Genomic DNA, 11900 nt, shown 5'->3' on the forward strand with positions numbered 1-11900 from the left:
TTATTTGGTTCACCCTGCGGTGACGCCTGCGGTAGCTCAAGCGCAAAAGCGACAGGGCGCGTCGCTGTTGGGCAAGGTCCGCGCGCGTGACAACCAAGGTGCGCCTCAGCGATCGAGCACAGCCGTGGCAAAGGTTCGGGCCTCGGCAGGGGCCTGCCCCATCTGCTGTGCAGCATCGAACAATGTCGGCGGTAAATCGGGCCAGCGCGCAAGCGCCGCATCGCGCAGATGTGTACCGTTGGCGATCACCCCTTTGCAGAGCGCCTTGACCGCCGCCTGCGCCTCGGGCCGGGGCATCGAGCGGGTCAACGCAAACGACAGCGCCTCAGCGGCCAGCAACCCTTGTGACGACTCAAGTGTCGCGGTCATGGCATTGGGGTTCGGGGTCAGGTCACGCAGCATGGTGGCGCCTTGCGTCAACGCCGCTGCCAGACCAAGGCAGAGCGGCGGCAGTGTCAGCCATTCGGTGAACCACGCGGCCCCGTCACGCTGCTGCCGGTGCAGACCGCATGCCTGCAACGTGCTGTTGGCTCCCTGCGCCTGATGCGCCAGCGCCACCAGCACCGACGGGGCCACAGGGTTCTGTTTTTGCGGCATCGTCGATGAGGCCCCTGCCCCCCCCAGACGCACCTCACCGATGCCGGATTGGGTCATCAGCAACAAATCCTCACCGATCTTGCCCAGTGCCATGGCGGTGCGGCTGATCCACGCCGCGATCCGCAAAAGAGGTGTGCGGTCATTGTGCCAACTGCGTCCTGGATCCCTAAGGTCCAGCGCCTGCGCCAACGCCGCACGCAGCGCCGGAGCGTCTGTCCCCAGCTCGGTCGCTGTGCCGGCCGCGCCCGACAGCGACACCCACAGGCTGTCGCCACGCAGAGTCGTCAGCTCTGATTGCAAGGTCAGCAGCGGCCAGCCCCAGCTGGCCAGAACCGCGCCATAGCTGGTCGGTGTCGCGTGCTGGCCATAGGTGCGCGCAGCCATCGGCGTGACAGCCTGCGCCCGCGCCTGGGTAGCGAGCGTGCTCAGGATGGTGTCCAGCGCAGCATCGTAGTGACCCAATACTTGACGCAACCGCAGCATCAGCCCGGTGTCGATGATATCCTGCGACGTCGCGCCCCAGTGCAAATATTGCGCATGTTCGGGCGCCTGCATCAGCTGCCGGAAGGCCGCGACAAGGGCCGGAACGCTGACACCGTTCTGACCCGTCGCCTCGGCCAGCCCGGCCGGGTCAACCTGAAGTTCAAGCGACGCGCGGTGGATTGCGGCGGCGCTGAGCTCAGGGATGACGCCCGCAGCGCCCTGCACCCGTGCCAGCGTGCCTTCGACCAGCATCATCGCGCGCACTTCGGCGCTGTCCGTGAACAGACGCCCGACCTCTCCTGTCGGAAAAAGCTTTGCCAAGAGCGCGCTGTCAAAGGGAGTACCGGCCATAATCTCGTCCTCTGGATGGGGTCCACCCTCTATAGGTCGGGGGCCGGTTGAGGGCCAGAGCGCGCCACAGGAACCTTGATGCGCGGCGGGTTCAGGTCTGCTTGGTGATCTGATCCAGAAGCCCAGCCAGCTTTGTCGGGTCCGAGAAAAATGGCGAATGTGAGGTCGGCAGGTGATACACGTCCTGCGATGCAAAATCCGCTGCCATCACCTCTTGAAACTCTGGCGGAATGGCGCGGTCGTCTTCGCAAAGGATGTAACTGCGTGGGATAGTGGCAAATCCGGGGCCGAGCGTGATGGCGGTGGCCTGTGGCAAAATCGGCTGTGGCCGCAGATTGCGCTGCGCGAACTGGACCACCTCCTCTGGGCAATCGTGATAGAATGCGGCGCGCGCATGGGTCGGATCAACAGAGTAGCTCAGACCGTCACCGGATTTGACCAGCGCCCCGTGCAGGGGCTGGCGCGGCGCACTGCGCCGCATGCCGATCAGCGACGCGCCCGCGCGCGGGACATAGGCGCATAGATAGACCAGTCGGGTGATTCCGTCAGACCTCAGATCAGCTGCCCGACTGATCGGAAAGCCACCCGCAGAATGACCAACCACAATCACCGGCCCGTCGATTGCATCCAAAACAGACCCCGCGCACAGGTCGAGTGTCACCTCCTCCAGCGGCGTCGTGTCAGCACCACCGGACGGCAGATCAATCGCACGACTGGAATGCCCCAGCGCCGTCAGCGCCGGGTGGACGTCGCGCCAGCACCAGGCTCCGTGGCACGACCCGTGGACAAGAAGAAAATGTGCGATTTCAATCCTTATCTGGGTGCGCGCGCCCACCCCAGTTCATGCTGAGTGCCCGACACGGGAAAAGAAATCGCTGAGGATCCGGGCATATTCCACTGGTTTTTCAACGCAAGGCAAATGGCCAGCACCACGGATCAGGGCAAAATCCGACCCCGGCACCAACCCTACGGTTTCGCGGACCAGATCCGGGGGGGTCGATCCATCTTCGGACCCGGCGATGCCAAGGGTCGGCAGGCGCAATCCCGAAGTCGGCGTGATCAAATCCGTGCCCGAGATCGCAGCAGAGCAACCGACATAGCCTTCGACCGGCTGGCGGATCAGCATGTTGCGCCAGCCCGCGAATTCGTCGGTGGCGCGGAAATCTGCGGAAAACCAACGCGTCATGGTGGCATCAGCCAGCGATTCGATCCCGCCAGCGCGCACGCCCGCGATACGTTCATCCCACATCTCGCGCGTGGCGATCTTGGCACCCGTGTTCGACAGTACCATCGCGCGCACCAGATCGAGCCGTTTGGCCGCCAGCCCCTGCGCAATCATGCCGCCAATCGACAACCCGACAAAAAGCGCGTCGCGGACGTTCAGATGATCCATCAGCTTTTCGGTATCGCTGACGAGCGTACCCATCGAATAGGGCGCGGGGGTGCATTCCGACAGACCGTGACCGCGCTTGTCATATCGGATGAATTTCAATCCGGCTGGCAGCAGCGGGATCACCTTGTCCCAAAGCCGCAGATCGGTGCCAAGCGAGTTGGAAAAGACCACCGGCGCACCGTCTGGATCTCCATCGAGGCGGTAGTGAATCTGGATGCCGTCGAGGCGGGCGATATGCATATTTTGTCCTATAAGTTGGGATCGGCAAACCCGATCCTAGGCGCGCGTCTGGGGATCATCATGTTAGATCTAACCCAGTCTGCCAAAGTTGGAAACGATTGTAACTGTCTGATCTGGCGCCGCGAAGTGAAAACTCTTGCCACAAGTTTTGCCCGGAGTTTGCAACACATGCACGGCATCACCCTGTCACACCGGAAAGCGCGCAAGCGCCTGTGCAAACACGCCTGCATCGACATTCCCACCCGAAATGGTGACGATCACGGTCTCGCCGGAAATCTCGGCGCTATGGAACAGGGCGGCGGCCAGGGCGACAGCGCCACCCGGTTCTGCCACGACCTTGAGGCGGGCAAAGGCCAGCGCCATGGCGTGTTGTACTTCGTCCTCGGTCACGACCAGACCGGGGCCGCAGAGGCGCGACAGGATCGGAAACGTCAGATCCCCCGGTTGCGGCGTCAGGATGGCATCACACAAACCTTCGGGCGCGCCGCTGTTGCGTTCGATCCTTCCAGAGGCGAGTGATCGCGCGACATCGTCAAACCCCTCGGGTTCTGCAGGCCGCACCCGCAGGCCCGGCGCCCGCGCCTCAAGAGCAAGGGCAATGCCCGAGGTCAGCCCACCACCACCGCAACAGACGATCACATCTGCCTCTGTTACCCCCAGGGCCGCTGCATCCCGCGCGATTTCCAGCCCGGTTGTGCCCTGACCGGCAATCACCAGCGGTTCGTCAAAGGGTTTGATCAGGGTCATGCCGCGCTCGGTGGAGAGGCGCGCACCGATTTCGTCGCGATCCTCGGTTGCGCGGTCATAGAGCACCACATCGGCACCGAGAGCGCGCGTATTGTCAATCTTCAGCTTTGGTGCATCGCTGGGCATGATGATCACCGCCGGGGCATCGTGGGCCCGCGCGGCATAGGCCACGCCCTGAGCATGGTTGCCGCTGGAAAAGGCGATGACACCGCGGGCACGCGCCTCGGGTGACATTGCCGAAACGGCAGACCACCCGCCGCGAAATTTGAAGCTGCCGGTATGTTGCAGGCATTCCGGTTTGACCAGCACCCGGCGGCCCGCAATCTCGTCCAAAAAAGGCGACCAGAGCAATGGCGTCTGGCGGACATGCCCGGCAAGCCGGTCTGCTGCGGCCTCGATCATCGTGATATTCATCAACTGCCTCTCTTGGTATCTATGTGGCTGCGGGTCGAAGCGCTGCACTCATCGCATCACGCCCAGCCAGCGGGTCAGCGCGTCACGCGATTCCGGTTCATCAAGGAACGGGATATGCCCACGGTCCGCAACAATGCTGGCAATCATGTCGGGGCGGCGGCGACGCATCTCGGCAAAGGTCGCGGGTGACAGCAGGTCCGAATTGGCTCCGCGCAGGGTGCAGAGCGGCAGACCCGCCAGCGCGTCAAACAGAGGCCAGAGATCGGGCACCGGCTGAGCACCGGCATCGAGTACTGCGTCACGCAAACGCGGGTCGTACCGGATTTTTAACCCCTCAGGTGTTTCACGATAGAGGTGCGCCACCTCGGTCAGCCACCGGTCCGGCGGCACGTTGGCAAAGCCTGTGAGACCATTGGCCATGGCGGTGGCCGCTTCGGCATGGGTCGCCCAGACCGGATTACGACCGATGTAATTCCTGATGACGTCAAGCCCGGTCTCGGCGATCTCGGGCCCGATATCGTTCAGCGCGACACCCAGCAGGCGGTCGCGGGCTGTGGCCGCCAGCAGCATGGCGATCAAACCGCCGCGAGAGGTGCCCAGAACCGCAGCCTGCTCAAGCCCCAGATGATCAAGCAGTTCCAGCGCATCGCGGGCTTCGACCGGGATTGTGTAGGTTGCCGGGTCGGCCCAGGCCGACTGGCCACGCCCCCGGTAGTCGAGGCGGATCAGACGCAGGTCGCGCAGATGCGGCGCAACATAGTCGAAATCATGCGCGTCGCGCGTCAACCCGGCGAGACAGAGCAGCGGCAGGCCCGCACCTGTGTCGGTGAAATGCAGCGAGACGCCGTCCGAAGTGGTAAATCGGGGCATCAGGCGGCAAGCTCGGGTATGGCCGAAAGATCGGTCAGGACGTGCTGCGGCCTGTGTGCCAGCCGGTCCACCGGATCGCCTGCACGATTGACCCAGGCGGTGGTGAATCCATAACCGGCGGCCCCCGCCGCGTCCCAACCGTTCGACGACACAAAAAGCACCTCGGACGGCGCGCAGCCGAACCGCGCACCGATCATGTCGTAGACCTGCGGCGCGGGTTTGAAGATGCCCACATCCTCGACCGACAACACCGCGTCGAGATAAGTGCCAATCCCCGCACTGTCGACCGCGCCATCCAGCATATCGGGGCTGCCGTTGGACAGAATCGCACAGGTCTTGCCCGCAGCCTTGAGTCGGGTCAACATGGCGGGCACCTCGCGATATGCTGCCAACTCCCAATAAAGCGCCAGCAGGCGTTCGCGCAGTTCTGGGTCATCCGACAGACCGTGACGCTCCATCGCCCAGTCAAGGCCACTCTGGGTCACCGCCCAGAAATCCGTATGCTCGCCTGTGATGGCGCGCAGCCAGCTGTATTGCAATTGTTTAAGGCGCCAATCCTCGGCCAGCTTTGGCCAAATCGCGGCCAACCCGTCGCGCCCCGGCTCACCGGCCGCGACCCGGGCCGCCGACGCGACGTCGAACAAAGTACCATAAGCGTCAAAGACGCAGGTGGTGATCGGCATGGGACCCTCCCTGAACTGGGCTGAGACTGGCATGCTCAGAGCGCAGGGAAAAGAGGCGAAACCCGAGATTGTCGTCATCACGGCGAACTTGTTGCAGCCAATGTGGACCGCTGTTTGCATTTCCGGGCCGGGTTGCCTAAGTTTGGATCTGAGCAAGAGCACCCGCACCGGACGCGGCCTCTGAAAGCAACCCCCCTTCAGACAAGACAGGATTTTCACATGACCGAGGTCAAGACGGGTGACACCGTACGTATTCACTACACTGGCACGCTCAACGATGGCAGCACGTTCGACAGCAGCGCCGGACGCGATCCGCTGGAATTCACCGTGGGGTCGGGCCAGATCATTCCCGGTCTCGACAAAGCCATGCCCGGCATGACCGTCGGTGACAAGAAAACCGTGGCCGTGCCCGCAGATGAGGCCTATGGCCAACCCAACCCCGAGGCGCGCCAGTCCGTTCCCCGCACAGAAATCCCGGCAGACATTCCGCTCGATCCGGGGACGCAACTGCAGGTGCAGACGCCGACAGGTCAGGTGATGCCGGTGACTGTGGTCGAAGTCACGGAGGCCGAGGTCACACTGGATGCCAATCATCCGCTCGCGGGCAAGGATCTGACCTTTGCGATCGAACTGGTCGACATTACGTGAACAGGCCGGAAGGTCAGTGGCCGCGTGTATTTGAATGAAAACCGTCGAATCCTACGGGATTCGGCGGTTTTTGTGCCTGTGCCACCGTGAAAGCCGAGGCGCGGGTTTTGTTGGGCAGCGTCGTAATGCGTATTTGGAAAGAGAAGAAGCGGAAAAGTAAGTGTCTGAATTTTATAGGAAATGACGCGCATGGGTCTTTGGTCCAAGCTGCTATCGGCGCATTTCATTTGATTGGTCCGTTCGATGGTATATCCGACGGCGGAGAAACGGACCACGCCTCAGTACGGACAGATCGTCTCGGGCGCTGCGATAGTCGCGAGTACCGCCACTAAAAATGCCCGCTAGTAACGTTACGGTTCAGGCATTGGCTCGTTGGGGCAACGGGACTGTGACGCCACGTTCTGAAATCGTTGAACCGCAGCGGCGCGACGCCGGTGATCAGCGACGCGGATCCACAGCATCTGATCGCCGCGCCGGATCAGACCGACAGCGTGAAGAACATCCGCCGGAACGGGAATAAAACCGTGCCTCTGGGGCCCTTGGGGTAGGCCTTGCCTATCACCGCCTCGTAGGCCGCGATAAGGCGCAGTCGTTCATCCGGTTCCAGTGCATTCAGGATCGGGCGGGCAAACGTGGCCTCAACAAACCGGCGCACGGGGTGCCCTTCACCGTCAGGGGCAAGCTCTTGATAATATTCGGTATCCCACAGCGTCACTTGCCCCATCGCCGACAACATCCGGTGATACTCTGCCGCCAGCAACACATTGGGTCCGTGCGAATGATCAACCCGACCGGGGAAAAGCTCGTCCACAAGCTTGACCCACAGACGGTGCGACGGCGCGTTGTTCTGGTGCGGCAGTTGGATTGCAAGGACGCCCCCAGGCGCCAGCATCTGCACAAGTCGCGGAAACAGCGTCTGGTGATCAGGTACCCAATGCAGCGACGCGTTGGAAAAAATCAGCGCTGCGGGGCGCGTCGCCTGCCAGACCGTCAGATCCTCTTGGAGAAGTTCGTCGTAGACCCCTGTGCGCGCCGCGTGTTCCATCATCGCGGGGCTGGCATCAACGCCGATCAGTCGACGCCGCAGCTGTCCAAGTGCCGGGCCCACGCTGCCGGTACCACAGCCGAGGTCGATAATATCGCCCTCGGGCAAGGGCCCCACGGCCCTCAGCAGGTCCAGCGCGGGGCGCAAACGCAAACCCCGGAACCTGTCGTAGGTCCCGGGGTTCCAATCCTGGTCCGAGGCCTGGCTCATACTGATGGTTCAGGCTCCAGTCCGCCATCGCCAGCGGGTTTGGCTTTGGGTTTGGTTTTCGGGATCGCCGTCACGCTTGGCGTTTCCTCTTCGGCGCTGCCGCTGTCATCCGGTCCCGCCTGAGGCGGCTCGCCGCGCATCACGCGTTTGATCTCTTCGCCGGTCAGCGTTTCGTATTCCAGCAAACCTTGCGCAAGACGATCCCATTCATCCCGTTTGTCGGTCAGGATCTGGAACGCGCGGGTATACGCATCCGAGATAAAGCGCTTTACCTCGCTCTCGATCAGCTCTTTGGTGTTGGCCGAAACCGAGAGGCCAGCGGTATTGCCGCTATACCCTTCGTGCGCTTCGGAATAGTCGATATTGCCGATCTTGTCGGACATGCCCCAACGCAGCACCATGGCACGCGCCAGCGCGCTGGCCTGCTGGATGTCACCAGCCGGGCCGTTTGACACGTTGTCCTCGCCATATTTGATAATCTCGGCCGCCTTGCCCGCCATGGTCATGGCCAGCTTTTCCTCACATTCGGACCGGTGCCAGTTCAGGCGGTCGATCTCGGGCAGGGACACAACCATGCCCAGCGCACCACCGCGCGGAATGATCGTCGCCTTGTAGACCGGATCACACTGCGGCAGCGACAGACCCACGACGGCGTGACCTGCCTCGTGATAGGCGGTCTTTTCCTTTTGCTCGGCGGTCAGAACCATGCTGCGACGCTCGGCGCCCATCATGACCTTGTCCTTGGCGTGTTCGAAATCCTCCATGGTGACGAACCGGCGGCCGAGACGCGCGGCCGTAAGCGCCGCCTCGTTCACGAGGTTCGCCAGATCCGCGCCCGAGAAACCCGGCGTGCCACGCGCGATGATCCGCATATCGGCATCGGGGCCCAGCGGCGTCTTGCGCGCATGCACGTTGAGGATCTTTTCGCGGCCCTTGATGTCGGGATTCGGTACTGTAACCTGACGGTCGAACCGGCCCGGACGCAGCAGCGCCGGGTCCAGCACGTCACGGCGGTTGGTCGCGGCAAGGATGATCACACCCTCGTTTGCCTCAAAACCGTCCATCTCGACCAGCAACTGGTTCAGCGTCTGTTCGCGTTCATCATTGCCACCGCCATAGCCAGCGCCACGGTTGCGACCTACGGCGTCGATTTCGTCGATGAACACGATGCAGGGCGCGTTTTTCTTGGCCTGCTCGAACATGTCGCGCACACGGCTGGCGCCAACGCCAACAAACATCTCGACAAAGTCGGACCCGGAAATGGTGAAGAACGGCACACCCGCCTCACCCGCAATCGCGCGCGCCAACAGCGTCTTACCTGTGCCCGGAGGGCCCACAAGCAGCGCACCCTTGGGGATTTTGCCGCCCAAGCGGCTGAATTTCTGCGGGTTCCGCAGAAATTCAACGATCTCTTCCAGTTCTTCCTTGGCCTCGTCGATGCCCGCCACGTCATCAAACGTCACGCGGCCATGCTTTTCCGTCAGCATCTTGGCCTTGGATTTGCCGAATCCCATCGCACCCCCTTTGCCGCCACCCTGCATCCGGTTCATGAAGTAGATCCAGACACCTATCAACAGCAGGAATGGCAGCAGGCTCAGCAGGAAGGACTGAAAGCCCGATTGCTGCTGTGCCTCGGCCCGAACCGGCACATCATTTTCGATCAGCATGGTTGTGACCGACGCATCCTCGGGCTTGATCGTGACATAATCGGTGCCGTCGCTGCTGCGGAACCGCACCTGCTCACCATCCAGCGTGACCGAGCTTACAGTCTTGTTCTCAACCGCATGGACAAAGTCCGTATAGCTGATCTCGCGACTTTGCATGGTGGTGCTGCCGCCGCTGAACAGATTGAACAGCACCAGAACCAGCACAAACAGTACGACCCAGAACGCGATATTGCGTACATTGCCCAAGGAAAATCTCCTAAAAATCCAGTGCGCGTCTCATAGCACACATCGTGTCGGTGTAACATAGACATCACGGCGTCCGGTTCAATGCGAAAGAAGGAAAGCGTGAAACCCTTCATTCTGTCGCCCCATCGGCCAGAGCGTTGTGGTCTGACCCGGCCCGACCGCCATCGCGTCGCAGGCGACCAGTCGATCACCATCCCACACCGAGGGCAACGCACGCGCATAGCGGAACGCGGGGGTATTGCTGTTGTGCTCTTGGCATTGGCCCCAGCCGTCTTCGCCGAGGGACCGGATAGTCAATCCTATAAAATCATTGTGAAAAAACTTCCAGCGCCTGTCCCAGAGCGTGCCATCCCCCACTACAGCGCGCTGCGCGGCCACGGCGCGAGGCTCGCGCGTCACCCGGATTGCCGCGCCGTTCGCGCGGATTTCGCAGCCATGCAGGGTTCCGGCACCACCCGACTGAACCTTGTCCAACAGAGCCTCAAGCGCCTCTACTCTGGGACGATAAGAGTTGGTCGAGATATACTGAAGCGCCGCAGCCAACAGGCGCAGGCGAGTATCCGCCTCGACCTTGGCCAAGCCATCGCGATCCAGCTGCAAATCCCCCAGCGGCGTATTCCCAGCACAGACCGATGTGCCAATCTCGGTCCAAACCTGTGCGGCGCGGGCCCGCAACGCCGGGCGCGCACGTGCCAGCCGTGTCGCGGTGGCCGATAAAACCTCGGCACCCAGACCTTCGGCGTCGAGATTCTGCAACAACTGTCGCATTCGCACACGGTCATAACCCCGGTCGTCGTTCGACGGATCCTCGACCCAGCGCCCTTTGAGCGTTGTGAGATAGTGTCGCAATTCAGCGCGACGCATGTCCAGACAGGGGCGGATCACCTGGAACCCGTTACGATTTTCGGCTCGCTCGGCTGGATATGCCCCGTCGGGTGGCATGTGCGTCTGGGTGACATCCTCAGGCAAAAGTTCCACACCCGATCCGGGTTCCGAACCCACAAATCGCCGCGCCTGCATCGCCGACAACCCATCCACACCTGACCCGCGGCCAAGCCGCATCAAGAAGGTTTCGGCCAGGTCGTCCCGTGTGTGGGCCATCAGCACATGTGCGATCCCGTTCCGCCAGCGATCAATCAGATTCAGCCGCGCGCGGCGGGCAGCGTCCTGCACGTTCCCCTGCCCATCCCAGTGCCAGCGCAGCGTGGCGTGCGGCCAACCCAGTTCACCGCATTCAGCCGCGACCATCGCCGCCTCGGACGCGGCTTCGGGGCGCAAGCCGTGGTCCACCGTAACCACCCACAGCCGGACTCCCCAGACGCGACTCCAATTATGCGCCAATGTCAGCATCGCCATGCTGTCGCCGCCTCCGGAAACCGCCAGTCCAATATCTGTGGGAAAGTCGGGGCCTAACAGGGATCCCATCGCCTCGGAAAATCGGTGATCGAGCGACGTTGCCCCCGTCACTGACAGCCCAGAGAGGTGCGCGCCTCGATAGCCTGGCCCGCAAATTCCGAGCCGGAGTAACGGTTGCCAACTTCGGACAGCATCACGCAGCCTTCGCTGACACTGCCCAGCGCGTTCAGCGCAAGGCCCAAGCGGAACAACGCCTCTGGCGCGACCGCTGCGTCGGGATAGTTGGAGTAGGTGTCAAGATAAGAGCGCGCCGCGCTGCGCGTGTCACCCAACCCTTCCTGGGCCTTGCCCTGCCCGATCAGCGCGCGAACCTCTAACGGTCCACCCGGATAGGTCTCGCGAAAGGTCGCAAAGAGCTCCGCGGCGGTGCGAAAGTCACTGTTGGCGAGCGCCTCCTGCGCCCGCCGAAAGTCGTCCTGCTCGCTCACGGCGAGCTGCGTTTGCGATTGCTCTGATCCCTGCGGAGCGGCAGGTGGTGGAGTCGCGGCGACCGGAGCCGATCCGCCGCCAATCCGCAGCGTGGTGCCAAGCGTACCAATGTCGCAGGTCGCCTCAAGCTCGCATAGCCGAAACTCAAGATCGCCGATGCGATTGGTGCCATCTTCGACCACCTGACCGATGCGGAATTCTATCTGCTCGGTATTGGACGTCAAACGTTGCAATTCCGCCTCGATTGCATTGACCCGGTCTATGGTTCCGCCGCCAATGGTCATGCCGCTGGTGCCGGTTGTGCTTAGCTCAGTCCTGAGGCGCTGCAACTCAACCGTCAGAACCTGAAGATCCTGACGGATGTCCGCCAACGACTGGTCCTGAGCAGCAACCGGTGTCGCGACGAGCGCAAAGACAACAAGACCGATTTTGATCCGCATTGCGTATCCCCTATCTGCGCG

The 11900-nt window shown here is 62.3% G+C and carries 11 protein-coding genes; 1 reads left to right on the top strand and 10 read right to left on the bottom strand.

What is annotated here, in order from left to right; genetic code table 11:
• Window positions 1-105 precede the first annotated feature (105 nt).
• The 6 genes from IMCC21224_RS14595 to IMCC21224_RS14620 all read right to left on the bottom strand — a co-directional run bounded on the left by IMCC21224_RS14595 (window position 106) and on the right by IMCC21224_RS14620 (window position 5778).
• Window positions 106-1431, bottom strand: coding sequence for a lyase family protein (locus IMCC21224_RS14595; protein WP_047995962.1), 1326 nt, complete (start codon window positions 1429-1431; stop codon window positions 106-108).
• 91 nt (window positions 1432-1522) lie between these two features.
• Window positions 1523-2266 carry an alpha/beta fold hydrolase gene (locus tag IMCC21224_RS14600; protein ID WP_369796028.1) on the bottom strand — a complete coding sequence of 248 codons (744 nt, stop codon included), beginning with the start codon at window positions 2264-2266 and terminating at the stop codon, window positions 1523-1525.
• A 6-nt stretch (window positions 2267-2272) separates the two neighbouring features.
• On the bottom strand, window positions 2273-3064 hold the full coding sequence (gene pcaD, locus IMCC21224_RS14605; RefSeq protein ID WP_047995963.1) for a 3-oxoadipate enol-lactonase: 792 nt from the start codon (window positions 3062-3064) through the stop codon (window positions 2273-2275).
• A 186-nt stretch (window positions 3065-3250) separates the two neighbouring features.
• On the bottom strand, window positions 3251-4225 hold the full coding sequence (locus IMCC21224_RS14610) for a threonine/serine dehydratase (RefSeq protein ID WP_047995964.1): 975 nt from the start codon (window positions 4223-4225) through the stop codon (window positions 3251-3253).
• Between the two features lie 48 nt (window positions 4226-4273).
• On the bottom strand, window positions 4274-5095 hold the full coding sequence (locus IMCC21224_RS14615) for an alpha/beta fold hydrolase (protein ID WP_047995965.1): 822 nt from the start codon (window positions 5093-5095) through the stop codon (window positions 4274-4276).
• Complete coding sequence (locus IMCC21224_RS14620; protein WP_047995966.1) at window positions 5095-5778, bottom strand: haloacid dehalogenase type II; 684 nt, start codon at window positions 5776-5778, stop codon at window positions 5095-5097. Before IMCC21224_RS14620 ends, IMCC21224_RS14615 begins: the two co-directional genes overlap by 1 nt.
• Before the next feature lie 219 nt (window positions 5779-5997).
• Here IMCC21224_RS14620 and IMCC21224_RS14630 point away from each other — a divergent pair, with 219 nt between their 5' ends.
• Window positions 5998-6426 (top strand): peptidylprolyl isomerase, encoded by a 429-nt coding sequence (locus IMCC21224_RS14630; RefSeq protein ID WP_047995968.1) that lies wholly within the window; start codon window positions 5998-6000, stop codon window positions 6424-6426.
• Window positions 6427-6904: 478 nt separating this feature from the next.
• On the opposite strand, the gene IMCC21224_RS14635 is transcribed toward IMCC21224_RS14630, so the two are convergent.
• From IMCC21224_RS14635 to IMCC21224_RS14650, 4 genes are all read right to left on the bottom strand, one after another.
• The gene (locus IMCC21224_RS14635) at window positions 6905-7681 is read right to left on the bottom strand and encodes a methyltransferase domain-containing protein (RefSeq protein WP_082135232.1); all 777 of its coding nucleotides are present in this window, start codon (window positions 7679-7681) and stop codon (window positions 6905-6907) included.
• On the bottom strand, window positions 7678-9594 hold the full coding sequence (ftsH, locus tag IMCC21224_RS14640; protein WP_047995969.1) for an ATP-dependent zinc metalloprotease FtsH: 1917 nt from the start codon (window positions 9592-9594) through the stop codon (window positions 7678-7680). Before ftsH ends, IMCC21224_RS14635 begins: the two co-directional genes overlap by 4 nt.
• A gap of 78 nt (window positions 9595-9672) precedes the next feature.
• The gene (gene tilS, locus IMCC21224_RS14645; protein WP_369796029.1) at window positions 9673-11061 is read right to left on the bottom strand and encodes a tRNA lysidine(34) synthetase TilS; all 1389 of its coding nucleotides are present in this window, start codon (window positions 11059-11061) and stop codon (window positions 9673-9675) included.
• Entirely contained in the window at window positions 11058-11879 is an 822-nt protein-coding gene (locus IMCC21224_RS14650; protein ID WP_047995971.1) for a tetratricopeptide repeat protein, read from the bottom strand. Before IMCC21224_RS14650 ends, tilS begins: the two co-directional genes overlap by 4 nt.
• Between the last annotated feature and the right edge of the window lie 21 nt (window positions 11880-11900).

Source organism: Puniceibacterium sp. IMCC21224, assembly GCF_001038505.1.
In the GTDB taxonomy this organism is placed as follows: domain Bacteria; phylum Pseudomonadota; class Alphaproteobacteria; order Rhodobacterales; family Rhodobacteraceae; genus Puniceibacterium.